Origin of the sequence: Bacillus sp. FSL M7-0791 (assembly GCF_038627085.1) — a bacterium.
Taxonomy (GTDB): domain Bacteria; phylum Bacillota; class Bacilli; order Bacillales; family Bacillaceae; genus Bacillus; species Bacillus safensis.
The window spans coordinates 1,051,641-1,077,866 of the sequence record NZ_CP152022.1; the positions used below are offsets into that span (position 1 = coordinate 1,051,641).

Annotated in this window: 21 protein-coding genes, 1 pseudogene and 1 riboswitch; of the genes and pseudogenes, 15 read left to right on the forward strand and 7 right to left on the reverse strand. The window is 42.3% G+C overall.

Going from position 1 to position 26,226, the window contains the following annotated elements; genetic code table 11:
- Positions 1-12: 12 nt before the first annotated feature.
- On the reverse strand, positions 13-1,389 hold the full coding sequence (locus MHI08_RS05265; protein WP_342500063.1) for an MATE family efflux transporter: 1,377 nt from the start codon (positions 1,387-1,389) through the stop codon (positions 13-15).
- 113 nt (positions 1,390-1,502) lie between these two features.
- On the opposite strand from MHI08_RS05265, the gene MHI08_RS05270 reads away from it, so the two are divergent.
- The 4 genes and pseudogenes from MHI08_RS05270 to MHI08_RS05285 all read left to right on the forward strand — a co-directional run bounded on the left by MHI08_RS05270 (position 1,503) and on the right by MHI08_RS05285 (position 3,574).
- Positions 1,503-2,369 (forward strand): AraC family transcriptional regulator, encoded by an 867-nt coding sequence (locus tag MHI08_RS05270; RefSeq protein ID WP_342500064.1) that lies wholly within the window; start codon positions 1,503-1,505, stop codon positions 2,367-2,369.
- A 14-nt stretch (positions 2,370-2,383) separates the two neighbouring features.
- Positions 2,384-2,941 (forward strand): GNAT family protein, encoded by a 558-nt coding sequence (locus MHI08_RS05275; protein ID WP_034621799.1) that lies wholly within the window; start codon positions 2,384-2,386, stop codon positions 2,939-2,941.
- Positions 2,942-3,004: 63 nt separating this feature from the next.
- Entirely contained in the window at positions 3,005-3,280 is a 276-nt protein-coding gene (locus MHI08_RS05280) for a hypothetical protein (protein ID WP_024425087.1), read from the forward strand.
- 31 nt (positions 3,281-3,311) lie between these two features.
- Positions 3,312-3,574 (forward strand): annotated as a pseudogene (locus tag MHI08_RS05285) (hypothetical protein).
- On the opposite strand, the gene MHI08_RS05290 reads toward MHI08_RS05285, so the two are convergent.
- Complete coding sequence (locus tag MHI08_RS05290) at positions 3,569-4,105, reverse strand: serine acetyltransferase (RefSeq protein WP_024426514.1); 537 nt, start codon at positions 4,103-4,105, stop codon at positions 3,569-3,571. The pseudogene MHI08_RS05285 and the gene MHI08_RS05290 overlap by 6 nt on opposite strands.
- Before the next feature lie 384 nt (positions 4,106-4,489).
- Between MHI08_RS05290 and MHI08_RS05295 the strand changes: the two genes are divergently transcribed.
- The 6 genes from MHI08_RS05295 to MHI08_RS05320 are packed head-to-tail and all read left to right on the forward strand — an operon-like array spanning position 4,490 to position 12,791.
- Positions 4,490-5,836 (forward strand): aspartate aminotransferase family protein, encoded by a 1,347-nt coding sequence (locus MHI08_RS05295; RefSeq protein ID WP_024425084.1) that lies wholly within the window; start codon positions 4,490-4,492, stop codon positions 5,834-5,836.
- Positions 5,823-7,310, forward strand: a complete 1,488-nt coding sequence (locus tag MHI08_RS05300) for an aspartate aminotransferase family protein (RefSeq protein ID WP_342500065.1) — start codon at positions 5,823-5,825, stop codon at positions 7,308-7,310. The genes MHI08_RS05295 and MHI08_RS05300 overlap by 14 nt, the downstream gene beginning before the upstream one ends.
- Positions 7,307-9,088 carry an IucA/IucC family protein gene (locus MHI08_RS05305; RefSeq protein WP_342500066.1) on the forward strand — a complete coding sequence of 594 codons (1,782 nt, stop codon included), beginning with the start codon at positions 7,307-7,309 and terminating at the stop codon, positions 9,086-9,088. Before MHI08_RS05300 ends, MHI08_RS05305 begins: the two co-directional genes overlap by 4 nt.
- Positions 9,085-9,639: a GNAT family N-acetyltransferase gene (locus MHI08_RS05310; protein WP_024426511.1), complete on the forward strand. Its 555-nt coding sequence runs from the start codon at positions 9,085-9,087 to the stop codon at positions 9,637-9,639. The genes MHI08_RS05305 and MHI08_RS05310 overlap by 4 nt, the downstream gene beginning before the upstream one ends.
- Complete coding sequence (locus MHI08_RS05315) at positions 9,614-10,963, forward strand: lysine N(6)-hydroxylase/L-ornithine N(5)-oxygenase family protein (protein WP_342500067.1); 1,350 nt, start codon at positions 9,614-9,616, stop codon at positions 10,961-10,963. Before MHI08_RS05310 ends, MHI08_RS05315 begins: the two co-directional genes overlap by 26 nt.
- A gap of 13 nt (positions 10,964-10,976) precedes the next feature.
- A complete protein-coding gene (locus MHI08_RS05320) occupies positions 10,977-12,791 on the forward strand; it encodes an IucA/IucC family siderophore biosynthesis protein (RefSeq protein WP_342500068.1) in 1,815 nt (604 codons plus the stop codon).
- Positions 12,792-12,834: 43 nt separating this feature from the next.
- Here the strand turns inward: MHI08_RS05320 and MHI08_RS05325 are convergent, their stop codons facing one another.
- From MHI08_RS05325 to MHI08_RS05340, 4 genes are all read right to left on the reverse strand, one after another.
- Positions 12,835-13,692 (reverse strand): GNAT family N-acetyltransferase, encoded by an 858-nt coding sequence (locus MHI08_RS05325; protein WP_070325692.1) that lies wholly within the window; start codon positions 13,690-13,692, stop codon positions 12,835-12,837.
- Positions 13,693-13,826: 134 nt separating this feature from the next.
- On the reverse strand, positions 13,827-17,255 hold the full coding sequence (gene metH, locus MHI08_RS05330) for a methionine synthase (protein ID WP_342500069.1): 3,429 nt from the start codon (positions 17,253-17,255) through the stop codon (positions 13,827-13,829).
- Entirely contained in the window at positions 17,239-19,080 is a 1,842-nt protein-coding gene (locus MHI08_RS05335; RefSeq protein WP_342500070.1) for a bifunctional homocysteine S-methyltransferase/methylenetetrahydrofolate reductase, read from the reverse strand. Before MHI08_RS05335 ends, metH begins: the two co-directional genes overlap by 17 nt.
- A 78-nt stretch (positions 19,081-19,158) precedes the next feature.
- Positions 19,159-19,277: riboswitch (SAM riboswitch) on the reverse strand.
- An 81-nt stretch (positions 19,278-19,358) separates the two neighbouring features.
- Entirely contained in the window at positions 19,359-19,850 is a 492-nt protein-coding gene (locus MHI08_RS05340; protein WP_012009527.1) for a YajQ family cyclic di-GMP-binding protein, read from the reverse strand.
- Positions 19,851-20,075: 225 nt separating this feature from the next.
- Here MHI08_RS05340 and MHI08_RS05345 point away from each other — a divergent pair, with 225 nt between their 5' ends.
- The 3 genes from MHI08_RS05345 (at position 20,076) to MHI08_RS05355 (ending at position 23,859) form a co-directional block, all read left to right on the forward strand.
- Entirely contained in the window at positions 20,076-20,924 is an 849-nt protein-coding gene (locus MHI08_RS05345) for a S1 RNA-binding domain-containing protein (RefSeq protein ID WP_025093387.1), read from the forward strand.
- 311 nt (positions 20,925-21,235) lie between these two features.
- Positions 21,236-22,213: a BMP family ABC transporter substrate-binding protein gene (locus tag MHI08_RS05350; protein WP_024425075.1), complete on the forward strand. Its 978-nt coding sequence runs from the start codon at positions 21,236-21,238 to the stop codon at positions 22,211-22,213.
- On the forward strand, positions 22,210-23,859 hold the full coding sequence (locus tag MHI08_RS05355) for a methyl-accepting chemotaxis protein (protein WP_034621787.1): 1,650 nt from the start codon (positions 22,210-22,212) through the stop codon (positions 23,857-23,859). Before MHI08_RS05350 ends, MHI08_RS05355 begins: the two co-directional genes overlap by 4 nt.
- A 46-nt stretch (positions 23,860-23,905) precedes the next feature.
- Here the strand turns inward: MHI08_RS05355 and MHI08_RS05360 are convergent, their stop codons facing one another.
- Entirely contained in the window at positions 23,906-24,757 is an 852-nt protein-coding gene (locus MHI08_RS05360; protein WP_024425073.1) for a DegV family protein, read from the reverse strand.
- Positions 24,758-24,897: 140 nt separating this feature from the next.
- On the opposite strand from MHI08_RS05360, the gene MHI08_RS05365 reads away from it, so the two are divergent.
- Together MHI08_RS05365 and MHI08_RS05370 are read left to right on the forward strand one after the other, a co-directional pair.
- Positions 24,898-25,740 (forward strand): YitT family protein, encoded by an 843-nt coding sequence (locus MHI08_RS05365; RefSeq protein WP_056766136.1) that lies wholly within the window; start codon positions 24,898-24,900, stop codon positions 25,738-25,740.
- A gap of 14 nt (positions 25,741-25,754) precedes the next feature.
- Positions 25,755-26,210, forward strand: coding sequence for a BsuPI-related putative proteinase inhibitor (locus MHI08_RS05370; RefSeq protein ID WP_048238454.1), 456 nt, complete (start codon positions 25,755-25,757; stop codon positions 26,208-26,210).
- Positions 26,211-26,226 lie beyond the last annotated feature (16 nt).

Here is a 26,226-nt window from a genome sequence, read left to right on the forward strand (position 1 = left end):
CCCAGTCCTTTTTTATGTGGAAGAAAAGCGATACTCCGTCCATACTCTGGAACGCCAGCGCCTATACATGAAGATGCCTCTGACCCATTCATCCACGATAAAAGAAATCCAAACCCCAATGAGACCCATTTCAAGCTGAATGCCTAACAAGTAAGCGATCGGAAGCCCGATTCCCCACATTGATATCATCGCCATATACACTGGAAACTTCGCGTCACCAGCCGCCCGCAATGAATTAATAATGACCATATTAAAAGAGCGTCCCGGCTCTAATATGATCGTCAATAGGAGAAGTGTGGCGGCGATTTGAATGATTTCATGATTGCTAGTGAAAAAGGTAAGCAAATGCGTCGATGATAAAGATAAAGCAGTGGAAGAAAGAAGAGCGATCCCAATGGCCCAGTATAAGCTTTTCATACATCTGCGGTAGGCAGCATCAAATTCTTTCGCTCCAATATGGCGTCCGATTAAAATCTGTGTCCCTTGGCTAATCGCTGCACCAAACAACATAATGAACATCATCAAATTTTGAGTGTAGACCTTTGTGGCTAAAGCCTGCGTTCCCATAAATGTAATAAACAGTGTAATGATCATTTGGGAGCCGTTATAAGAAAGCTGCTCTCCAGCAGAAGGAATGCCAATTTTCAGCAGCTTTTTTAAATGCGTCCGCTGAATGTGAAACATACTCTTCAGCGAAAAACGCAATCCAATGCGGCGGCGGACAATGAGGATCATCGCCATCAATCCGATCAATCGAGCCAGCGAGGTTGAAAAGGCAACACCCATGACACCTAATACCGGAAAGCCAAACGGACCAAAAATGACCAAATAATTCCCGGCAACGTTGAGCAAATTCATTCCGATGGTGACATACATCGTGTCTCTTGTATATCCGTAGCTTTTTAAAATAGCACTATACGTCATAATGAGTGCTTGAATAAAAGAAAGCAGGCCGACAATTTGTAAAAAGACCGCCGCATCCGGCATGAGTTCACTTGATAAGCCCATCATGTGCAGGATTGGAACAGCTAACACAAACATAAGGAGACTAATGACAAAGCTGATCAAGAAGTTGGTTCCTAGTGAGACATAGGCGACTTGAGTCGCTTCCTGCTTGCGGTCAGCTCCTAAAAGCTGCGCAATCACAATGGTCGTTCCTGTTGTAATGAAGCTGAACATGACAATTAATAAATTCAGGAGCTGGTTGCTTACACCTACTGCGGCCACACTGTTATCGGAGTATTGGCTGAGCATAAGTGTATCAGCGCTCCCCATGAGCATATATAAAGAGATTTCGATAAAAATAGGCCAAGTTAATGCAAATAATGAAGGGTGTGTTTTCTCATCTTTTGCTTGAACCTTTTCATATGACAGGGTTTGAGATTTCATCACATAGCCCCCTTTCGTATAAATCCGATTTATAGTGTACCGTGCATCGACTATAATAAGAAGAGACGAAACCGAAACTTATTGGAGAAATCCGACTTCATAAGGGGATGAATATGGATCGATTTATTACATTTACTGTACCGCCGTTTCCTATTTATATTGCATCAGGTAAAGGGGTATTTCATCAAGGAGAAAGACATATCTCAAGAACCTTCACTGTATTTGATCTGCTCTATGTCACAAAAGGTGAACTATGGATGACAGAGGGCGAGGAGGCTTTTCATGTAAAAGAAGGTGAATATATGATTCTCTCACCGGGCCTGTCTCACGGTGGACATCTGCCATGTGAAGAGGAAACCCACTATGAGTGGCTGCATTTCTCAATTGACCGATTTGAGCTGACGAACCGGCTGAGAGAACACTGGATTGATATGAAACAAAATCAAGCTACCTTTGAAAAGCCGGCAACCTATGAATTTAGTCTGCCCCGTTTAGGAAAAGTGAAAGGACGAAGTGTGTTAGAAAAACACCTTTCAGCGATGAGAGCACTAAATCATGGTGCATCTGAACTTCCGCTGAAAAAACAGCTTCTATTTGAGGAACTGCTCATTCACCTGCAAAAGGAAGCATTCCATATTCCAAGTGCAAAGGAGACCGTCGCATCAGAAGTGGTTCATTATCTTGAGCATCATTTTATGGAGAAATTACACATGGAGCAGCTTGCAGAGAAACTGCACTATCATCCTGACTACATGACAAGATGTATGCAGACGGTATATGGATTGACGCCAAACCAGTACAGCCATCGTCTCAAAATCGAAAAAGCCAAAAGCATGCTGGCCTCAACGAATGAAAAAATCGCTGCTATTGCAGATCATGTAGGGATTGACGACCCTACTTATTTTTCTAAGCTGTTTCGGCAAAATGAAGGCATGACGCCGATCGAGTACCGTCATTTAGCAAAAAGAACGACAAAGTAAAGGAACGTGAACAGATGAAAAGTGAAAAGGAAGAGCTTGTGAACATACGTCCATTAACCGAAACGGACTTAGAGACGGTGTGGCATTTAAAATTTAAAGCATCAGACCAGTCCTATCGAAAATGGAATGCCCCTTATTTTTATGAACACGAAATCCCGCTTGCTGCATTTAAGAAACGTTACTTACAGGAAGAATCCATTCCTCAAAAGCTATATGGCATTGAAATAGATGGTGATATCAAAGGCACCGTATCATATTATTGGGAGAATGAACGCACGAGGTGGCTTGAATGCGGCATTATCATTTATGACTCACGTTTTTGGAGCGGGGGTATTGGGACAAAGGCATTAAATCTATGGATTGATGTGTTATTTACGCATATTGATATTCCTCGAATTGGTTTAACAACTTGGTCAGGGAATGAACGGATGATGCGGTGCGCAGAGAAATGCGGATTTGTCCTTGAGGGGAGACTGAGAAAGGTCCGTTATTATCAAGGGGTTTATTATGATTCAATGCGCTACGGAATGTTGAGAGAAGAATGGCGAAGCCTTCCACGCAATATCCTCTGAATCATTATTTTTTCAGGACAAAAGTATCATATAATGGAATAAACTGAAGAAGAAGGGTGGCAGATGAATGTGGGCTGGATAACTGGATGGTTTGTTTCTATTTTAGTCGCAATCTATCTATTGATAGATGCACCAAAACATGGGAAAAATAAATGGTTATGGTCTATTTTAGGTCTTTTATTCGGGCTCTTTGCATTTGGGATATACCTCATCAAAACAGGAAGAAAAGGATTGGGCTGGACAGTTCTGATCGTGTCCATCATCATCTATTCTATTGTTATACTAGTCTTTGTCTTTTACTTCCTGTTGCTGATCTTCGGATACTCAAACGCATCATAGAGAGCGCGTATACATAAGGGGGAGTTTAATCTTGAGAATAACGGGTCTATTCGTTTCACTTGCAGTTGCCATCTATTTATGGTTTGATGCGCCAAAGCATAACAAAGACAAATGGCTGTGGGCCATTTTAGGCGTGCTATTTAGTACCATCGTACTCGGTATTTATTTGATCAAGACAGAGAGGAAGGGGCTGGGCTGGACTGGACGATCTTGATTTTAACCATCTTGTTTTATCTCATGCTGCTCATCTCTGTTTTGATCGGTGTTATTCTTTTTTATCAGGCGCCTTCATGAAGAAGGGCCTTTTTCTTTTACCTTTTGAGCCGGTACACCAGCAATGACGATCTGCTGTTCATGAAAGGAACGATTCACCACGGCATTTGCTCCGATTGAAATATGATTTGCAATATAAATGTCTCCAAACAGCTTAGCACCAGGGCCAATCCATACGTGATCTCCAATGGTTGGGACATCCTTTTCGGAATGGTTTTGGCCAATATTCACCCCTTGATGAATATCACAAAATGCCCCAATTTTTGCGTGCTTATTCACAATTAAGAGACCACTATGATTGATTCTAAGGCCTGGGCCAAAGACGCCAATCGGAATATCAAAGCCAAGCTGCATGCCTTTCTTTTTATGTAAATAGCGATAAAACCATTTGCGCAGTAGAGCGCCGCTATTAGAATAGTATTCATATTTTCGTAAATACCTTTGATATTTCCATATATCGTCCCCAAACCACTTTGGTCTTCTGCGCGTAACCGCTAATGCTTTCTTATCCTGCGTTAAGTAATGGTGAAGATCGTGCTTTGTAAAAATCATCAAATTCCCCTCCATTCCTTTATGTTTCAGAGAAATTATACCATCCAAACCATTTATATCAAGAAAAAATGATGTTACTTCTTCAATTTTCTACCTTCATTTCATCCAAATTTCTTCATAAAATGAGCGCTTTAAGTTGAATAGAACAAAAGAACCAGGAAGAATGATTTGTAATTTTTTTCAATATCAAACCGTCTCATGCGTTCCATCTCCTTATGGCAGTAAGGTTTGTAAAAATTACTCGAAAATACTCATTAAAAAGAGAATATTGCATTCATATGCTTTTTGAATCATCTTTTTGAATACAATTGACTTTCCTATCTCACATCCTCTAGGCTAATAAATGAAAATGATAATCTTTATCAATTGGAGGAGTGTTTTATTATGTCCATCAAAACCGTTTCTAAAAATCAGCAATTTTTAGAGCAGCAAAGTCAAAGAGAATCTAATGCAAGGTCTTACCCGAGACGGTTCCCATTAGCCATGCAAAAAGCCGAGGGTATGATCGTGACAGATGCAGATGGCAGAGAGTTTTATGACTGTCTGGCAGGCGCAGGAACACTTGCACTTGGTCACAATCATCCGGTTGTTATAGAAGCTATTGAACGTATGCTTCATGAAAAAAGACCATTGCATACGTTGGACATAACCTCAGAAATTAAAGAAGAGTTTGTGAATGAAATTTTTTCTCACCTGCCAGAAGAGTTTGCAAAGAGAGCGAAAATTCAATTTTGTGGACCAACTGGCGGTGATGCCATAGAAGCTGCGATTAAATTAGTCAAGACAGCGACAGGTAATCGTTCCATTCTTTCTTTCCACGGTGCTTATCACGGTGCGACACATGGCACGATGTCATTAAGCGGAAATTTGTCTCCAAAGGAAAGAGTGCAAGGGTTAATTCCAGATGTGCATTTCATGCCTTATCCATATGAATATCGCTGCCCATTTGGTATTGGCGGGAAAGATTCACACCGTATTTCCAGTTCTTATATTGAGCGTGTATTAAATGATCCTGAAAGTGGTATTCTTCCGCCAGCAGGTATGATCTTTGAAGCTGTGCAAGGTGAGGGAGGCTCAATTCCAGCATCTATTGAATGGATAAAAGAAATGAGAAGAATCACAAAAGAAAAAGGCATTCCGCTCATTATCGATGAGGTTCAATCAGGCATTGGCCGAACAGGTAAGATGTTTGCCTTTGAACATGCAGGAATTGTGCCAGACGTTATTGTATTATCTAAAGCCATTGGTGGAAGCCTGCCGCTTTCAGTTGTGATTTATGATCAAGATTTGGATCAATGGAATCCAGGTGCACACATTGGCACATTTAGAGGAAATCAAATGGCGATGGCTGCAGGAACTGCTACGCTTAAATTTATAAAAGAAACCAATCTGCTGGATCATGTAGACCAGTTAGGGAATCGCATGCAGGCTTATTTAAAAGACATTCAAAAAAATGTACCTGCTATCGGTGATGTTCGAGGAAGAGGATTAATGATTGGTGCTGAAATTGTCAATCCAAATGAAAAGCAGGATGTGGATGGAAGTTATCCAGCAAATCCTGAGCTAGCAAGTCTCATTCAAAAGAATTGCTTCGACAAAGGCTTAATTGTAGAGACAGGAGGCCGTTTCGGTAGCGTCATTCGATTCTTACCGCCATTGATCATGACAGAAGAACAGCTTGAACAAGTCATCGCCATTTTCAAAGAGGCCGTTTACGATGCAATCAACTAAAGCTTCTGTGGATTCATTATTTATCAATCAAAGCCAGCTTGGAAGAGAGTCCTTCCGAGCGGCTATTCATACATCTATCGACAGCTTACTGGATCAGTGGCAAAAAGACCAAGGACCATACAGCGGAATATTGCCTGGGAAATTAGCGGCTAGTGTCGAATCCTTATTTCAGTTTCAACCGTCTGGCGAATCAATGGAATCTGTCTTTCAAGATATAAAGCAGCATCTTTTGCCGCATCTCGTTGATGTATCGCATCCTAAATGCTTGGCACATTTGCATTGCCCGCCGCTCATACCTGCTCTTGCCGCAGAGGTGATGGTAAGCTCCTTTAACCAATCAATGGATTCCTTCGATCAAAGCGGTATTGCATCTTTGGTTGAGGAGGAAATTTTAAAGTGGCTATGTGCGAAGTTTTCTTATGGAAATCTAGCAGATGGAACATTTACGAGCGGTGGCACCCAATCTAACTACATGGGACTGCTTCTTGCAAGAGATGCATTTTGTGAAAACACATGGCAATGGAATGTTCAGCAGAAAGGCTTGCCGAGTGAGGCTCACCGCCTGAGAATTCTTTGCTCTAAGAATGCTCACTTCACTGTGAAAAAATCTGCATCACAGCTAGGCTTAGGGGAGCAGGCAGTTGTTCTAGTAGAGACAGATGAGCATCACCGCATGGACCTCAACGATTTGAAGAAGAAACTTGTTGAGTTAAAGGAACAGGATCTCCTGCCTTTTGCGGTAGTGGCGACTTGCGGGACAACTGATTTTGGCAGTATTGACCCGGTTCGAGATGTGTATGACATCGTCAAGCCATATGGTCTGTGGATTCATGCAGATGCTGCCTATGGTGGAGCGCTTGTATTAAGTGAAAACTACCGAGATAAATTAGACGGTGTTGAGCTTGCTGATTCCATCACGATTGACTTTCATAAACAATTTTATCAGCCGATCTCTTGCGGGGCATTTTTGCTGAAGGATAAGAGACATTTCGGCTTGATCAATTATCATGCAGATTATCTTAATCCAAAAGAAGATGAACTGGATGGAATACTACATCTTGTCCATAAATCTGTCCAAACGACGCGCCGGTTCGACGCACTGAAATTGCTTCTTTCTCTTCGTCTGATTGGGGAGGAAGGGTTTGGTGACATTATTGACCATACCATTGATTTTGCGAAGGATGTGGCTGCGCTTATCGAGAGAAATGATCACCTTGAAGTGATCAATCCTGAACCAGAAATCAATGCAGTTGTGTTTCGATTTAAGGGGGCGGATGACATCAATAAAATCATCCATCGAACGTTATTCAAATCAGGAACTGCTGTCATTGCGAAAACAGTGGTGGATGGTCAAACGTGCTTAAAATTCACTTTGTTAAATCCGAGAACGACAATCACACATATTGAGGAAATCCTTTCTGACATCGTTGATATCGGGATCGCTCATATTCAATCCGGGAGGGTACTACGTTGAGTCAATATAAACAAATGGCTGAAAATGCAACTATGCAAAGCTTTTTAAACTGTTTTTTACGTGAAACAGGAATCGATCGATCTGCAAAAAAAGAGACGAAAGCAGATGGTTCGCTTGTATTCGTGGCAAAACTAGCAAAGCAAGACCTTGAGCTTGTGATTCCGATCCGATATTTTTCATCTGTAGGCCGCCATCTCTTTGATTTTCCGATTCGCTTTCGTCCAAGTGGCAGCGAAAAAGAGGGAACGGTCGTCGATTACACGACACTTGTTGCATTATGTTCAAAGGAGCTTCTCATTGCATATGGCCGCACAGATGCAGAGGATGAATTCATGCTTCGCATCATTTTAAGCTGCCGAAATATTGAACGATTTTTACGGGAGAGAGAAAGTGATCAAGCTGCTTTATCTCAAGCTGATTTTGAGTACATCGAGGCTGAGCAGTCACTTTTCCTTGGACATTTAACACATCCTACACCAAAAAGCAGACAAGGGATGACAGAAGAGGAGGAAGCCGTCTATTCTCCTGAGCTGAAAGGAGCTTTCCAGCTTCATTACTTTAAAGCGCACCATTCGATTGTGCTACAGGATTCGTCTATTTCACAATCTGCGGCAAGCCTCATGTTAGAAGAGCTTTCGCGTCAGGTGCCAGAAGAAACAGAGAGGCTGAATAGGTTAACAGAAAACGGAGAATATGTGCTCATTCCGATTCATCCGCTGCAAGTCAAAGTGGTCATGGAGAAGACATTCGTGAAGCGTTATATAGAGGAGGGGAAACTGACTTATTTAGGACCGCTCGGGTCTGAATACACAGCGACCTCATCTTTTAGAACGGTCTATCAAAAGGATTCTGCTTACATGCTCAAATTCTCTGTTCCTGTGAAAATTACAAACTCGTTACGCATCAATAAACAAAAGGAACTGGATCGAGGAGTAGAGATGTCCCGCATCTTAAAAACAGAATTAGGCGTTTCTTTATATGAAAAATTCTCTGGATTCCGGGTCATTGAAGATCCTGCATATCTCTCTATTCGAGGAGATGAAGCGGAATCTGGCTTTGAAGTGGTCATTCGTCAAAATCCATTCTTGCATCGTGAAAAAGGCGCAAGCTTAATTGCTGGGCTGTGTCAGGATCATGCGTACGGAGGAAAATCGAGATTAGCAGGAATTATTCATAAACTTGCAGGCGCAGAAGGCAGGTCAACAGAAGCGGTCAGCCAAGATTGGTTTAAACAATATTTGACTATTTCGTTAAAGCCGATGCTCTGGCTGTTTGAAACGTATGGTCTTGCACTAGAGGCCCATCAGCAAAATGCTGTTGTGCAAATGAAGGATGGTTATCCAGAGACCTTCTATTACCGTGACAACCAAGGCTACTATTATAGTGAATCGAAAAAGGATAAGCTCGCGAATCTAGTTCAAAACTTGAGCGTAAGAAGTGAAACCATTTGTGCGGATGAAGTAGCCGTTGAGAGACTTCGTTATTATTTCTTCTTTAATCATTTATTTGGTCTCATTAATGGCTTTGGCACAGAAGGCCTTGCAAAGGAAGAAGATTTGCTGGCACTTGTGAGAGATACATTACTCGCTCATGAGGAGACATACGGAGCATCTGATCTGACTAACAGCCTTCTCCGCTCAAAAGAACTTCCTTCAAAAGCGAATTTGCTGACACGATTTGAAGATATGGATGAGCTGACCGGATCTCTGGAAACACAATCTCGTTACACGGCTGTCTTGAATCCGCTCTTTTTACATAAGGAGGCGCTGATTGGATGAGGCATCGTATTAGGTTTATTCGTGCTGAATATGAAAGAGATGTCCAGCTTGTCCATAAGTGGATGCAAGAAGAGTACGTTCACCCATTTTGGCATTTGAATATTCCGTTTCCTGCTTTTGAAAAGCATTTTTATCAGGCGATACATGATCCGCATCAAACCCTTTATTTAGGCACGATTGATGGGACACCAATGAGTTATTTTGAGGCTTATAACGTCAAAGGGGATATCATTGAATCCTACTATGAGCCTTCTCCGCATGATCAAGGCATCCACCTGTTAATAGGGGAGCCGGATTATGTGGGGAAAGGATTTGCTGCGCCGCTCCTTCAGGCAATGACAGCATTTCAATTTGAGCAGAACAAACGAACAGAAAAAATCGTTGCTGAGCCGGATATTCGCAATGAAAAAATGATTCATGTATTTGAAAAATGCGGCTTCGAACGTGTAAAACCAGTTACTTTACCCGACAAAACAGGTCTTTTGATGTTTTGTGATCGAGAACGATTCGAAAGGAAGTATAACCATGACGCGGTTCAACAAGCAAAATAATATAGTGGATGTAATTGGGATCGGCATTGGCCCGTTTAACCTGGGGCTTGCCGCATTATCTGAAGAGGTAAATGAAATCAACGCTTTGTTTTTTGAAAGAAGTGAAGCCTTTCACTGGCACCCAGGGATGCTCATTGAAGGGACAACACTGCAAGTCCCATTTTTAGCGGACCTTGTCAGCATGGCAGATGTGAAAAGCAAATATAGCTTTCTCAACTATTTGCAGGAACAAAACCGTTTGTATTCATTTTACTTTCTAGAGGACTTCCATATCCCGCGCAAGGAATACAGTCATTATTGCCGCTGGGTCGCTGACCAGTTAGATTCCTGCCGATTTGGCATGAACGTCGAATCTGTCTCACTGATTGAAAAGGCAGGGGAAAAGCGCTATGAAGTGCATGTCCGTCATGTAAAGAACCAAACTGTAGAGGTGTTTGAAAGCAAACATCTCGTCTTAGGAATTGGCACGCAGCCGGCGATACCCGCATCGCTCCAGCCAGCTTTAGGAGAGAAGGTTTTTCACTCAGCTGACTATTTAAAACGAAAGAAAGAAGGCTGTTTCAAAGGGAAATCTGTAACAGTTATCGGCTCTGGGCAAAGTGCGGCAGAAGTGTTTTATGACATTTTATCAGATGATGAGGCAAAGGATATTCACTGGTTTACACGATCAAAAGGATTTTTCCCAATGGAATATTCAAACCTTGGACTTGAGTATTTCTCCCCTGACTATATTGATTTCTTTTATGAGCTTCCGCAAGCCAAAAAGGATGCGTTATTAAAACAGCAAGACTTGCTGTATAAAGGCATCAGTTCGGCGATGATTCGTGATATTTATCATTTGCTTTATGAACGTTCTGCCTGCGGAAACCAGCTGAACACAGTGCTTCAAGCCATGACAGAGGTCAACTTGATTGAGGAAACAGCGGGCGGGTTATCACTTTCATGCACGCAATGGGTCAAGGAAGAATCCTTTACACATGAGACGGATATTGTCGTATTGGCGACTGGCTACCAATCCGTTCTGCCGCCATTTATCAACCCTATTTCTCATCACATTCAATGGGATGATCAAGGGAGATTCCAAGTTGAACGTGAATATCGTTTGAAAACAAATATGATGGGTGAAAATGATATTTTTGTACAAAATGCAGAGCTTCATACACATGGGGTCGGCGCACCAGATTTGGGGCTGGGGGCTTATCGAAACAGTGTGATCATCAATGAACTTGCTCGTCAAACTGTGTATCCACTTTATCAAAAGCACGTCTTCCAGACATTTGGTACACACAAGAACGCACACACATTTGAAGAAATGAAAGGATAAGGAGGATGAAGCGATGAGTGTACAAGATGAATTGAAAAAAGCGGTGAATCCTGCTGCTTGGAAAAAGGCAAACCAGCGAATGGTGGCAAAAATGCTGTCTGAATATATGTATGAGGACATGCTTCATCCTGTTGAGCTGGATTGTAAGGATGGCATCGCGCAGTATGAATTAATCATTCACGAACATAAGAAATATCGTTATCTGGCAAAACCTCGGTTGTTTGATAGTTTTGATACAATCGCTGAATCAATTGAGTACTGTCAAGATGGAAAATGGTCAAAGGATGTCAGTGCCATTGTGTTTTTACTAGACATTCAGCCGATCATTCCAATGTCTTCTGACACAACAGGCCATCTTATCAAAGAGCTTCACCATACTTTGTTAGCCGATGTCCATTTGCTGTCGAAAAAAGCACTTCGTGCGGATGAACTGACAGATACGGATTATGCATGGATTGAAGGAGAAATGACAGGCCATCCTTGGATTGTGTATAACAAAGGACGTATAGGATTCAGCTACGATGATTACTTAGCCTATGCACCAGAACGGCAGGAATGTGTGCGGCTGTCTTGGATTGCTGTACATAGAGAGCTTGCGACATTCCATGCAGTCGATCATGAAAACTATGAGCAGGTGATCGCTAAAGAATTAGATGAAGTCACGATTCGTCAATTTCAGCGTGTGTTAAAGGATGAAGGACTGAATGCAGCTGACTATTATATGATGCCTGTCCATCAGTGGCAGTGGACGCATATGATTATTCAGCATTTCCCTGAAGATTTGGCCTTGCGCCGGATTGTGTATTTGGGAGAGGGGCTGGATCAATATATCCCGCAGCAGTCGATCAGAACCTTTACAAATATCTCAAATAAAGACAAGCATCATATTAAACTGCCAATGAGTATTTTAAATACGCTCGTGTACCGTGGACTCCCATCAGAACGTACGGTCATTGCCCCGCGCATTACAGCGCATATTAAAGGGATTGCCGATCAAGACTCATTTTTATCTGATGTGTGCCGCGTCATTTTACCAGGTGAGAATGCAAGTATCAATGTCGATCATCCATACTACAGCAAACTGCCTGGTGCGCCATATCAATATCTTGAGATGCTCGGTGTCATTTTTAGAGAAAGCATTTATACGTACTTAGAAGAGGGGGAGAGCCCTGTTACACTTGCGGCACTTACTTACGAGGATCATGAAGGTGAGCCGTATATCAAGCAGCTGATTGAAAAATCAGGTCTCTCAGCAAAAGAATGGATGGCGAAGTTCTTCCATGTCGTGATGCCGCCGCTGCTGCACTTTATGTATCAATACGGCACAGTCTTTTCACCGCATGGGCAAAATACAATTCTTGTGTTAAAAAATCATCAGCCGCATCGTTTGGCGATCAAAGATTTCGTTGATGATGTGAATATAAGTGACCAGCCGCTGCCTGAATTAGCTTCATTAGAAGAAGATTTAAAAGAAGTGCTGCGCAGTGAGCCGCCAGAAGGTCTAGTACAATTTATCTTTACAGGATTATTTATTTGCAATCTGCGTTATGTATCCAACGTATTAGACAATCACAATCTGTTAGATGAAACGACTCTTTGGCGTTTGCTTGCGGAAGAAATTCAGCAGTATCAAAAGCAATTTCCGCAGCTAAAAGACCGTTTTGAATTATTTGATCTATTCCAGCCGAAGCTGACAAAGCTTTGCTTAAATCGTAATCGAATGATTGATTATGGCTATGGAGATGGTGATGACCGCCCGCATGCATCAGAGCATGGGAAGGTCACAAATGCACTCGCTCATGTTCTTTCGTCAGTTGGGGAGAAGTAATAGAAAAGCTGTAGACATTAAGTGTCTACAGCTTGTTTGTTTTTTAAGAAAATGCTTGAGAGGCAAGAAAATAGAAAAGGGCGGGATCATTCAGTTTTTCTTTCCCGCGAATCATCATAAAATGGGCTACGTTTGTTTTCGTAAATCCTGCTTCAACAAGTGTTTCATGCAGGCGTTCAGCAGTTTCTTCCTGCATATCTAAACGAATTGCCCCTGAATAAGACGAGATGAGTGATTGGATGAGCGAGAGAGCGGTTTGTTCATCGTTTGCTGTAAGCGGTCCAATCATTAGATTAGCAGGGGTTTCGATGCCAAATGCAAAGCCAGTTGTTTCATGATGCTCATTCTTTGCGATCAGCCGGAACGATGCTCGTTCCATTCGCTTTCTTATAAAGCTTGATCGATTGGTGCCTGCACCTTTTTCGTCAAGTGCTTCAATAGATGGAAGGTCCGCTTCATCCGCAGGAGAAAGGTGAATCCCGCCTGACACACGAAAAGCCGATGGATTCGTGGTCTGTGCTTTGTATGTATGAATATAGCCGGCCGTTTGAAATCCGATTTTTTCGTAAACGGGCTGTCCTTGTACAGTAGCAGTTAAAACGACAGGAACACTTTGATCGCTCCGGCGAAGCAGGGTGTCAATCATTTTCCGCGCAAGGCCTAAGCCGCGATGCGTCTCAGATACAATAACGGCACCAATTGATGCTGCTTTATCATATTGGAAAAGTCCCGCACATGAGATCACTTGTCCATCTGTTGTTGAAAAACCTGTAAAATATCCGTTTGTTAAAAGAGATGTAAGCTCATCCTCATTGTAATCAGGCCAGTCGACCTCTTTTGACAATGCGATAAGATCGGGTATGTCATCAAGTGTTAAAGTTCGTTGTACAACGTTTTCCAATACACGCAACTCCTTCTTAGCTGATTTCATCTATATGTATCGTACCATATGAAGGCATAAGAAAAAGGAAAAGGAAGATCCTTTTCCTCTCAGCGTGTATCAAAAAAGAACCCCCAATGACGGAGGTTCTAGTCTTAATGAACATTAAAATATCGAGCTTCAGGGTGGGAAACGACGATCGCAGAAACAGATGCTTCAGGTTCCATCATGAATCCTTCTGTCAGATGGATGCCGATTTTTTCGGGCTGAAGCAGCTTGAACAGCTTTTCCTGGTCCTCAAGATTTGGACACGCTGGATAACCAAAGGAATAGCGCTGCCCTTGATATTTCGCTTGGAATCGCTTTTCCATTGTAAAATCGACTGGGTCAGGGAATCCCCATTTGTCACGAATCACTTGGTGGGTTCTTTCAGCTAATCCTTCTGCAAGTTCAAGTGCCAGAGCTTGGACAGCATGCATTTTTAAATAATCTCCTTCCTGCTTAAATTGCTGCGCGACTTCACGTATACGCGCGCCGGCTGTGACGGCGAATAAGGCAATATAATCTTTCTTGTTTTCATCACTTTTCCGTACATAATCAGAAATAGAGCGGTACGGGAGCTTCTCCTGCCTTGGAAATTGGAACGTTTCAATGATGCGGTCAGGTTCTTCGGGATCATAAATATGCAAATCATTCCCGTCTGAACTGGCAGGGAAGAATTGATACACAAATGCTGGCGCAAACCAGTTTTTCTCTCTGCCTTCGTTTAGAAGATCTGTGACAAGCTGTTTTAATTCCAATGCTTTTGGGTGCTGTTCAGATAATAAGGTTTTGACCTTTCCCTTTAAACCGAGATGATGACCAATGAGCATTTGTTCATTCACATATGGCATAATATGATGCAAATCGATGTCCCTCACATAATGGCGTGTGGTATTTTCTGGTGTAAATACCGGTGCCTGCGGGAGAGATGCGCGTTTTTCTAGTAATTCAATGACAGCTTTCGGCTGCTTTCCTTCTTTCTCCTTGATAGGTGCCGCTGGCTCTTCTGGCGGCTTTGTTTGAAATTGCAGTGGATTTGCTTTTAACTCATTGGCTAATGACAGTCCGTCCATAGCATCTTTTGCGTAAAGAACAGGCCCATCATAATGAGGCGAAATTTTCATTTTTGTAAATTTACGAGAAAGGGCAGCACCGCCGACCAAAATAGGAACAGAAATGTTTGCTTTTTGTAAATCCTGAGCGGTTAGTACCATTTGCTGTGCGGACTTTACAAGTAAGCCTGATAATCCAATCATATCTGGTTTTTCCTTTTGCACAGCTTCAATCAATGTTTGAGGTGTCACCTTGATACCGAGGTCGACCACTTGAAAGCCATTATTGCTCAAAATGATGTCGACAAGGTTTTTCCCGATATCATGGACATCTCCTTTTACAGTCGCAAGAAGAATCTTTCCTTTCCCGCTTGCATGTTGCTTTTCCATATATTGCTCAAGAAACGAAACAGATGCTTTCATGACCTCTGCCGATTGGAGCACTTCGGCTACGATCAGTTCGTTTTGATTAAAAAGACGACCAACTTCAGCCATGCCCTGCATTAACGGGCCATTGATGATATGAAGCGGCGATTCATAATGCTCCAAAGCAAGGGCTAGATCATCGATGAGACCTTCTTTCGTTCCCTCGACGACGTAGAGCGCCAGCCTTTCATCAAGTGATAAGGAGACCTTTGGTTTTTTCTCCGTTTTCTTTTTGCCGCGGTAAAATTGGGTGAATTCAGCTAGTGTTTGATCATTTGTTTCATAAAGCAAGGTTTCAGCTAGTTTGATTTCTTCCTTTGGAATGGAAGCGAAGCGTTCAAGCTTTTCTGTATTGACAATGGCATAGTCAAGCCCTGCTTGCACGCAGTGATACAAATAGACGGCATTTAAGATTTCTCTGCCAACAGGCGGAAGTCCGAAAGATACGTTGCTAATGCCTAAAATGGTGAGGCACTCGGGCAGGGTTTCCTTGATCATTTTAATGCCTTTGATCGTTTCTTCAGCGGCGCCAATATATTGCTCGTCTCCAGTGCCTACGGGAAAGACAAGCGGATCAAAAATGATATCACTTGCGGGAATTCCATATTTCTTCGTTAGCAAATCGTGAGAACGTACAGCAATTTCAAGCTTTCGTTCTGCTGTCACGGCCATTCCTATTTCATCAATCGTGCCAACAACAAGTGCACCGCCATATAGCTTCACAAGAGGAAGAATCTCTTCAAAGCGTTCCTCGCCATCCTCAAGGTTGATGGAATTGATGATGGCTTTCCCTTGAGAATAGGTGAGTGCCTTTTCAATCACGTGTTTATCCGTTGAATCAATGACAAAAGGAGCTTTCACCTTTTTCATGGCTTCTTGTAAAAAGTCTTCCATGTCTGCTGCCTCATCACGGTCTGGATCAGCCAGACACACATCAACGACGTGAGCGCCATTTTTCACCTGAGCACGAGCAATTTCTGCTGCTTCTTCAAACTTTTGTTCCGCAATGAGCCGTTTGAATTTGCGAGAACCAATGACATTGGTCCGTTCGCCTACAAAAAGAGGACGCATTGAATCCTCATAAATAAGGGGCTCAATTCCTGATACGGTATGCTGCGGTGATTCTCGAGTGATATGACGCGGCTGAATCGTGCGTACTTCATCTGACAATGCTTGAATATGCGCAGGTGTAGTCCCACAGCAGCCGCCGACGATATTTAACCAGCCTTCCTTAGCAAAGGCGGCGATTTTCTTCGCAAGAGAAGCAGGGGATTCATGATATTGGCCTTCTTCATCTGGGAGACCAGCATTCGGATAGCAGCTCACCGCTGACTTTGCGATGGAGGAGAGCGTGCGGATGTGGTCTGTCATAAATTCTGGACCAGTCGCACAGTTCAGGCCCACACTGATGGGTTTCATATGCTCAAGAGAGATATAAAAGGCTTCGATATCCTGACCAGCAAGGGTGGTGCCCATCGGTTCAATCGTACCTGATACCATGAGTGGTAATTGAATGCCGGTCTGCTGAAAGGCTTCCTGAATCCCTTTGAATCCAGCTTTTACATTCAGCATATCTTGGCTTGTTTCTAAAAGAAGGGCATCACACTTACCGTCAATCAGAGCGCGGGCCTGCTCTTCATAGTTTCTGACGAGCTCACTAAAGGTTGTGCCGCCTGTCACAGATAATGTTTTCGTTGTCGGGCCCATTGCGCCTACAACAAAACGAGGCTGCTCCGGTGTAGAGAAACGGTCTGCTTCAGCCTTAGCAAGCTGCGCAGCTCGAAAATTGAGTTCATAGGCAAGATGGCCAAGCCCATATTCATCAAGGACGAGCTCTGTCGCGCCGAACGTATTTGTTTCAATGAGGTCAGCATTTGCTTCGAGGTACTCCCTATGGATCTTAGAGATGATGTGAGGGGCTGTCACATTCAAATACTCGTTACAGCCTTCATACTCTTCTCCGCCAAAGTCCTCTGCTGTCAGGTTGGCGTTTTGAATCATTGTGCCCATTGCCCCATCAAGCACGAGGATGCGTTTTTTGAGCTGTTCAGTGATAGTTGACATGGACGTTAGACTCCTTTTCTTTCTGATGGATGTAGGTGGTCAGTTCTGCTGTTAAATCTGATCGAAGGAAAGGAGTAATTAAATAAATGCCATTAAACAATTCGCAGGCTGTATCTAATAAAGAGCGGGCAATCGCTAAGCCTTCTGCTCGCTGCTTTTCTTTATCCTCGCCAGCTTTGGCCATAATGTCACGAATAGAATCAGATAATTTGATGCCTGGAATTTCGTGATGAATAAATTCTGCATTTCGGCTGCTTGTTAATGGCATAATGCCGATGTAAATCGGTTTATCCAAGTGGCGGCTTTCCTCATGAATTTTCACAAGCTGTTCCTCAGAATAAACAGGCTGAGAAATAAAATAATCAGCACCGTATTCGATTTTTTTCTCAAGACGTTTGACTGCTTTATCAATATGGCGCACATTTGGGTTAAACGCGCCAGCCACTGAAAAATTGGTCTTTTTGCCAAGGGGCTTTCCTGAGAAAGAAAGGCCTTCATTAAATTGTTTGATGAGACGAATCAAATCAAAGGAGGTTAAATCATATACAGATGTTGCGCCTGGGAAGTCCCCAATTTTAGATGGATCGCCTGTGATCGCTAAAATATCGGTTAATCCAAGGGTGTCGAGCCCCATTAAATGAGATTGAAGGCCAATCAAATTACGGTCGCGGCATGTGATATGAACAAGAGAACGCATATCGAGCTGCTGCTTTAATAATGCGCCGCAAGCGACATTGCTAATGCGCGGAGTCGCAAGAGAATTATCGGCTAACGTCAATGCATCAATGCCAGCATCCTTTAATTCATTTGCAGCAACGAGAAATTTTTCGAAGTTCAGCTTCTTCGGCGGATCAAGCTCTACGATAATCGAACGTTTTTTCACAGCCAGCTCATCAAGACCTGGTTCAGTGCGCTGATCTTGGATGGAAATGATTTCTTCTTTTAACACCTTCACTTCTTTTTCAGTGATCGGTGCTAAATCTTTGACCGCTTCAGCCATTGCGCTAATATGCTGAGGTGTTGTTCCGCAGCAGCCTCCGATAATACGTGCGCCCTGATTTCTAAATTCAAGTGCACTTTTTCGGAAATAATCGTTATCGGTATCATAGACGAGTCTGCCTGCTTCAAGAGAGGGGAGACTGCTGTTAGGATAGACAGATAAATGCGAATTTTCCAAAAGTGGAACGCCCTCTAGTGCCTGAATCATGTGATAAGGGCCCAGCCGGCAGTTGATGCCGACAACATCTGCACCAAGAGATGATAACTCAGATAAACCATCCTTCAGCGGCGTACCATCCTGCAAAACGCCTTGTTCATGCATAGAGACGTTCATGACAATCGGAAGAGTCGTTTCTTTGCGGGCAATTTGGAGAACAGCCTTTGCTTCTTCTATGTCATAATACGTTTCAAGCAACAATCCGTCAGGTTCTTCATTTAATAGGATGTACAGCTGCTCTCTAAAGCTTCGTTTGATTTCTTCTATAGAGTAGGCATTTTTGTTAAACGTCCGAATGCCGCCAATTGTTCCGAGTACATAAGCAGAGCCTGCGGCTGCTTTTGCAATTTGTACCGCTTTTGTATTGATGCGTTTTGTTTCTTCCTCTAAGCCGTAGCGGGATAGTTTAATATAATTCGCACCGTATGTGTTCGTTTGGATGATGTCAGCGCCAGCCTGCACATATGCCTCGTGAACGCGTTTCACTTCATCCTCTTTCGATAAATTTAATTCTTCAAAGCAGCGGTCAATGCCGTAAGAGTATAAAAGTGTTCCTATCGCTCCGTCAGCTATCAGTACGCGGTTTTGTAAGTCTTGTAATAGGCCCATTGTATTCCTCCTTATTTCTATGTAACAAAAAAAGCCTTCTGATAAGAAGAAGACTTTTTGGCTGTATCGTAATTCTTCTCCTTATCTTCCAAGCAGTTGCTTGCTGGATTTAGCACCTTGGTCATAGAAAATAGACTTCTACTACACCGGTTGCTGAGGCTTCACAGGGCCAGTCCCTCTGCCTCTCTTGATAAGAAAGCAATATGAACATGTCAATGAATTGAACTTCCATCAACTGTAACGAAAAATGCAGAAATAATCAATGGAAAATTTGAAATTTATCGAAAATTTATAAATTGGACATCAATCGGCAAATCAGCCTTGCGCATAAGAGAAATCACCTCTTGTAAATCATCTTTATTTTTCCCTGTCACACGCACTTGGTCATCTTGAAATTGTGATTTCACTTTGATGCCAGACTGCTTGATAAGCGCGTTAATCTTTTTGGCGTTGTCTTGATCAATCCCGCTGATGAGCTTCGCACGCTGGCGCACTGTACCGCCTAGGGCATGCTCAGTTTTTCCATAATCGATATTTTTAGTTGGAACATTTCGTTTGATCAGCTTTGTCACAAGCACATCTTTTAGCTGCTCAAGTTTGAAGTCATCATCAGAGATGAGAACGAGCTCTTCTTTTTCGAGAGAAATATCACTTTTACTTCCTTTAAAATCATAACGGTTTTTAATTTCTTTCAGTGCTGCTTGAACAGCGTTTTGCACTTCAGGCAGTTCAACCTTCGATACAATGTCAAATGAGCTTTCTTTTGCCATCACACATGACCTCCAAGTTTAGATATTGCGTCTATTTTATCATGCAAATGGCAGAAGAAGAAAACTTTATCAAAGAGTACAGCCGCCAGCCGTATAAATCGTGTCCAGTTTGTCCACTTTAGCTAACAGAACTAGAGATGTTCATGCGGGGAGAAGTATAGTAGAATAGAGTGAATCAAAAGATGAACGAACGCTCTTTTATGGGCAGATAGGAAGGAAGAGAACATGAGACCAGGTGAGCAACTGACCTTGCAAATAGAGAATGAAATGGAATACGGCTACTTTTTGACAGACGGTGAAGATTCGGTCCTCTTACACCGCAGTGAAATGACAGAAGATATTGGTGACCGAGATGAAGTAGAGGTCTACTTATATGTAGATCATGAAGAAAGACTCGCTGCCACGATGAAAATACCTACAATTAACGCACATACATACGGCTGGGTAGAAGTCGTGGACGTGGTAGAAGACATGGGCGCATTTGTCGATGTTGGGCTGTCAAAGGATGCACTTGTTGCAACAGAACATCTCCCGCCTTTTGAGGAAGCATGGCCGAAAAAAGGAGACAAACTCTACTGTATGCTGAAAGTCACGAGCTACGGCAGAATGTTCGCAAAACCAGCCACAGAAGACGTGATCAGTGAATTGTTCACTGAGGCACCAGAAACCTTAATGAACAAAGAAATCACTGGAACCATTTATCGTTTAATTGCGACAGGTTCCTTTATGCTGACAGATACAGGCGTGAGAGGGTTTATTCACCGCACGGAACGAAAGGAAGAGCCAAGATTAGGATCGACCGTTACAGGACGCGTCATTGCAGTGAAAGAGGATGGAACCGTAAACGTTTCTCTGCTTCCTAGAAAACAGGATGCATTATCTGTCGATGCAGAAGAAATTTTAACCTATATGAGAACAAGAAACGGCGCCATGCCTTATGGAGACAAAAGTGATCCAGAAGATATCCGCGAAAGATTTCAAATGAGCAAGGCAGCCTTTAAACGAGCACTAGGTCATCTCATGAAAAATGATCTAGTTTACCAAAAAGAAGGCTGGACATACGAGAAAAAGTGAGCATTTGCTCACTTTCAGCGTGTAGACAAACCCTCGCATTCGTTGTCAGGTATGCGCTCCTGTGCTCGTCCTTCCTAGACTGCAAAGGTTTTCTATTACGCTGAAAAGAAGACAAAAGGCTAAAATCAAGATCATTTTAGCCCTTTGTCAACAATCTAAAAGTGAGCATTTGCTCACTTTTTTATTTTTGTCTTAAATAATGGATTTTTTCTATGAAAAAAGTCATGAAAAACCTTCACTATATCATTGAAACAACGCCCCTCAAATCCGATAAAAAAGGAGTAAGGATGATAAAAGGAGTGTGTTTTTGGATGAAAGTGAAAATATCATTACTTCTGATGGCAGCCATGCTTATGGTGCTCGCCGCATGCGGTAATCAACAGGAAGGGGCGCCAAAATCAACTGCGAAGCATATTGGCGTTATGCTCACAGATGATGGTCTTGGTGATCAATCATTTAACGATTCATCATTTAAAGGATTAGAAAAAGCACGTGATGAGCTTGGCATTGAATTTGATTATAGAGAAATTGCAGAAACTGATACATATGAAAAAGGGCTGACAGAGCTAGTGAAAGATGGAAATGATCTCATCATTGGTGTAGGTTTCAGTATGCAAGAAGACCTAGAAAAAGTCGCGAAGAAATATCCGAAGAAGCAGTTCCTGCTTATTGATGCCGTATCTGAGCTGAAAAATGTGACCTCTGTGACGTTTAAAGAAGAGCAAGGCAGCTATTTAGCGGGAGCACTTGCTGCAATGACAACGAAAAGCGATGTCATTGGATTTGTTGGCGGTGTTGACGCAGATGTCATCCATCGTTTTGAAAAAGGATTTCAAAAAGGCGCCAAATCAGTCAATCCGAAAATCAAGATCTTATCTACCTATGCCGGTACATTTAGTGATGCAGGCAAGGGGAGTAAAATAGCCAAAGACATGATCAAAAAGAAAGCAGACGTTTTATATGCCGCAGCCGGCTACTCAGGTGTCGGTGTATTAAAAGAAGCGCAGTCACAGGGGAAATATGCTATTGGTGTAGACAGCGATCAGTACTATACTGCTGAAAAAGCGGTCATTTCGTCTATGGTGAAAAAAGTCGATGAAGTGGTCTATCAATTCAGCGAACAGCTCGTTAAGAACAATCAAATGAAAAGTGGGCATGTTGTCTATGACTTAAGCAATGATGGAATCGATATGGCAAAAATCCGGATACTGAAAAATGCTGAGACACTGACCAAAAAATTAAATGGTCTGAAGCAGACGCTTCTAAAAGAAGAGGGGGACGCATCATGAGCTTACGCGTCAAAATTTTACTCAACTCACTTACCTCACTTCTTTTAGCAGTTGGCGTTATCGCCTTTATCATTGTCAGCATGACAAAAATCCAATCATCAAATGAGACAGATGTCCAAACCTTATTAAATGTACAAAAAACGAAGGCAAGCTTTGAAAGTGTCGAGCAAGCCATGACCAATTATTCGATGACACTCTCAGATGAACAGCTAGAGATCGTTCAAAACGATATTTCTACAGCAAAAAAACAGCTGCAAACGTTAAACAAACATGCAGGAAATATGAACAAAGAGGCATTAACAAGGTTAAATTCAAAATATGACACGTGGACCAAGGAAGCCAACAACGCCATTGGTGAAAAAAACGCATCGGATGCAAGACGTGTGGCAGCAAGAATTGATGGCGTTTTAAACGATGTGCATACGATGAATAAAAGGGCAGAAGAAGCGTATAAACAAAATCTAGAGGCTGCAGCAGACAATGTCCAATGGATTATCACAAGTGCACTCGTCTCAGCCCTCACACTGATTGTCATTGCCGTCTTTTTGAATATTGGATTAACGCGATCCATCGTGACACCCATTAAATCACTATCCTACAGAGCAAAGCAGATAGCAGAAGGCAATCTTGCTGTGGAACGGATGGATATTCAGCGCAAGGATGAAATCGGCGGCTTGAATGAATCTTTTAATCAAATGACAGATCAGCTGATTAGTCTGATTAAAGAAATCAGCAATGTCTCAAGCCGAGTAGAGACATTCTCGATCCATCTAGATGATGAAAATAAAAAGATGATGGAGTCTGCGAATCAAGTATCTGTTTCAACAGATGAAATGGCAAATGGGTCACAAGCAATTTCAGAAGACCTCCAGCACGGCGTCAGCTTGATTGAGAAAATGGACCAGCATGGACGTAAAAATTCCGAACGCTCACAAACGGTCATACGCAGTACAGAGGATGCCATCGAAGCCGTAGAAAGCGGAAAGCACACGTTAACAGAAACAAAAAAAGCGATTGAAAAAAATACACATGCGACGAGACAAATCGAAGAATCAGCAGGAGAATTCACGCAATACGCCAGCGGAATCTCAGCCATGGCCAAAACGGTTTCTGACATTGCGGACCAAACAAACCTGCTTTCCTTAAACGCAGCCATTGAAGCGGCAAGAGCAGGTGAAGCTGGAAAAGGCTTTGCCGTTGTAGCAGATGAAATTCGCAAGCTTGCTGATGAATCGTCTAATGCAACAAGACAAATCTTTGACATGGTCAGTCATATTGAAAGAGGCATTCAATCCATTAGTCAAACTGTTCAAGAAGGGGTCAAGCTTTCACTTCAGCAGCAGGATGCGATGGACAAAACCTCACACTCCTTTGAAGATATAGAAACAAAAGCGCAGCATATTAAACAAGAAATGGCGGTCTTAAATGACCAAATTATGCAATCAACAGAACTTGGCGGACAAGTACTGCACTCGATTGAAAATATTAGTGCAGTGGTAGAAGAAACAGCAGCTGGCAGCGAAGAAATTTCTGCTTCAGCCAATGAACAGCTGCAATCGTTCCATCAAATGAACAAACAGGTCGAAGAATTGATGAGTATGACGGCAAGGTTAAATGAAACCGTGCAGCGATTTAAACTTTCATAAGAAAAGCACCCTTCCCGTGTTGTGTCAGGGAAGGGTGCTTTTTATGTCATTTACCTGTAAAAAAGATCGCAAGCGTGCTAGGTCCTGAATGGGACCCAACAGCGGCGCCGATGATCTGAATATCAATTTCCTTTGGATGAAATTCGGCTTCGATCAGCTGTTTCATATCTTCCGCCAGTGCAGGATCATCACCATGACTAATACCAACCGTTTGGTTCGACCAATCCGTTCCGCGTTCTTTCATTAGTTCAATAATGCGTTTCAGCAGCTTTTTACGTCCGCGGATTTTTTCAAGCGGGATGAGTTTTCCATCTTCGACATGTAAAATGGGCTTAATGCTTAACAAACCGCCAACAAATGCGGACGCTTTACTGATTCTTCCGCCTCTTGCTAAATACGATAAATCGTCTACAGTAAAAATATGTTGTAAAGATTCACAAAAATGCTTTACAGACGTTTCAATTTCTTGTATTGTATTTCCGTCAATGGCAAGTGATTGAGCGTGTTTGACAGCAAGCCCATAGCCGAGTGAAGCGCATTTAGAATCAATGATTCGTAAATCAAAATCAGGGTATTCTTCCTTCACTTCGTTTGCCATCATCACAGCTGTTTGGTATGTACCTGAAAGCTCTGATGAAAAAGCGACATAGATGGCAGATGTATGAGTTTGAGCGGCAGAAACAAACGTTTCCTTGATTCGGTTTGGTGAAGCCTGTGATGTTTTTGGACTGGCTCCTTGTCTCATCGCATCAAATACTTGTTTTGGTTCAATGGTGATCAAATCCTCAAATTCCTGCTCGCCAAGCAATACGCGAAGCGGAATGAGCGTTATGTTATGTTCATCATAATAAGAAAGAGGCAGATCAGCAGCACTGTCTGCTATGATATGAACAGTCATATAAATCCCTTCTTTCTAAAAAAATAAGCCATATTTTACATCTTTTTAGCCTAACTATATCATAGATATCATCTTTTCGTGTTCAAATTCTAAATTTTAGGGAAAACCATAGAGAGAATGGTAAGTGGAGGAATGACAACATGTTCATTGGAGAAGCAAAAAAACTCATTGTCGTCGTTATTGGTGCATTACTCAATGCGATCGGACTAAATTTATTCTTAATCCCAGCTGACGTATATGCGAGCGGTTTTACAGGGGTAGCCCAGCTGTTATCTAGCTTAATCGATCAATATGCGCCATTTTATGTATCAACAGGGATTCTATTATTTATTTTAAACATTCCAGTCGGCATTTTAGGCTGGATGAAAGTTGGCCGTTCCTTTACTTTGTACAGCATCATCAGTGTTGCGCTGACGACCATTTTCCTTGGTATTTTACCAGAAACGAGCGTTTCCCACGATATTTTATTAAATGCTGTGTTTGGCGGTGTCATATCCGCAGTAGGGATTGGGATCACGCTCAAATACGGGGCATCAACAGGCGGACTCGACATTGTTGCTATGGTTTTAGCGAAATGGAAGGATAAACCAGTTGGTACGTATTTCTTCATTTTAAATGGAATCATCATTTTTACAGCAGGATTATTACAAGGTTGGGAGAAAGCATTATATACCCTTGTCACATTATATGTGACCACACGGGTCATTGATGCCATCCATACAAGACATGAGAAGCTGACAGCGATGATTGTCACGAAGAAAGCAGATGAAATCAAAGAGGCCATTTATGGAAAAATGGTCAGAGGCATTACAACTGTACCTGCAAAAGGCGCATTCACCAACGAGCCAAAGGAAATGATGGTGATCGTTATTACAAGGTATGAGTTGTATGAACTTGAACAAATTATTAAAGAAGTCGATCCAAAAGCCTTTACAAATATTGTGCAGACAACCAATATTCTTGGATTTTTCAGACGAGACTAAAAGGTGGGTAGCAGATGAAAAAAGGGTTGGTGCTTCTTCTCATTCTATTGGTTTTAGCCGCTTGTGGACAACAAAAAAAGGATGAACCAGACAAGGAGGTATCCGGTCAAATGGGAGAAAAAACGGTTGAGCTCACAGTAGACCCCGTCCAGAAAGGTTCTTCAGTTCAATTTAACATGTCACTGAAAAATGAATCAGATCGAGATATTGAATTTACTTTTAACACAAGCCAAAAATTCGAACTTAGTGTGTATGACGAAAACGGAAATGAACAATACCGCTATTCGAAAGACCGTATGTTCACACAGGCCATCCAATCTTTTGTACTGAAAAAAGGCGAGGCCTATGATTTTCAAGATACGTGGTCAAACGGTGTAAAGCCCGGAACGTACGAAGCAGTCGTTACGTTTAAAGGAAAAGCAGAAGGACTGAAACAAATCACGGAGAAGAAAACGTTCCAAGTCAAATAAGTGCAGGAATCAGAAA

Coding starts and splice junctions, on each gene's coding strand:
- MHI08_RS05360 (WP_024425073.1), bottom strand. CDS start 24,757: ATGACTGTTCATATCATAGCAGACAGTGCTGCTGATCTGCCTCTTTCT.
- MHI08_RS05335 (WP_342500070.1), bottom strand. CDS start 19,080: ATGGGCCTATTACAAGACTTACAAAACCGCGTACTGATAGCTGACGGA.
- MHI08_RS05295 (WP_024425084.1), top strand. CDS start 4,490: ATGTCCATCAAAACCGTTTCTAAAAATCAGCAATTTTTAGAGCAGCAA.
- MHI08_RS05290 (WP_024426514.1), bottom strand. CDS start 4,105: ATGATTTTTACAAAGCACGATCTTCACCATTACTTAACGCAGGATAAG.
- MHI08_RS05340 (WP_012009527.1), bottom strand. CDS start 19,850: ATGGCAAAAGAAAGCTCATTTGACATTGTATCGAAGGTTGAACTGCCT.
- MHI08_RS05275 (WP_034621799.1), top strand. CDS start 2,384: ATGAAAAGTGAAAAGGAAGAGCTTGTGAACATACGTCCATTAACCGAA.
- metH (WP_342500069.1), bottom strand. CDS start 17,255: ATGTCAACTATCACTGAACAGCTCAAAAAACGCATCCTCGTGCTTGAT.
- MHI08_RS05280 (WP_024425087.1), top strand. CDS start 3,005: ATGAATGTGGGCTGGATAACTGGATGGTTTGTTTCTATTTTAGTCGCA.
- MHI08_RS05365 (WP_056766136.1), top strand. CDS start 24,898: ATGTTCATTGGAGAAGCAAAAAAACTCATTGTCGTCGTTATTGGTGCA.
- MHI08_RS05270 (WP_342500064.1), top strand. CDS start 1,503: ATGGATCGATTTATTACATTTACTGTACCGCCGTTTCCTATTTATATT.
- MHI08_RS05315 (WP_342500067.1), top strand. CDS start 9,614: ATGACGCGGTTCAACAAGCAAAATAATATAGTGGATGTAATTGGGATC.
- MHI08_RS05355 (WP_034621787.1), top strand. CDS start 22,210: ATGAGCTTACGCGTCAAAATTTTACTCAACTCACTTACCTCACTTCTT.
- MHI08_RS05350 (WP_024425075.1), top strand. CDS start 21,236: ATGAAAGTGAAAATATCATTACTTCTGATGGCAGCCATGCTTATGGTG.
- MHI08_RS05300 (WP_342500065.1), top strand. CDS start 5,823: ATGCAATCAACTAAAGCTTCTGTGGATTCATTATTTATCAATCAAAGC.
- MHI08_RS05320 (WP_342500068.1), top strand. CDS start 10,977: ATGAGTGTACAAGATGAATTGAAAAAAGCGGTGAATCCTGCTGCTTGG.
- MHI08_RS05310 (WP_024426511.1), top strand. CDS start 9,085: ATGAGGCATCGTATTAGGTTTATTCGTGCTGAATATGAAAGAGATGTC.
- MHI08_RS05370 (WP_048238454.1), top strand. CDS start 25,755: ATGAAAAAAGGGTTGGTGCTTCTTCTCATTCTATTGGTTTTAGCCGCT.
- MHI08_RS05345 (WP_025093387.1), top strand. CDS start 20,076: ATGAGACCAGGTGAGCAACTGACCTTGCAAATAGAGAATGAAATGGAA.
- MHI08_RS05265 (WP_342500063.1), bottom strand. CDS start 1,389: ATGAAATCTCAAACCCTGTCATATGAAAAGGTTCAAGCAAAAGATGAG.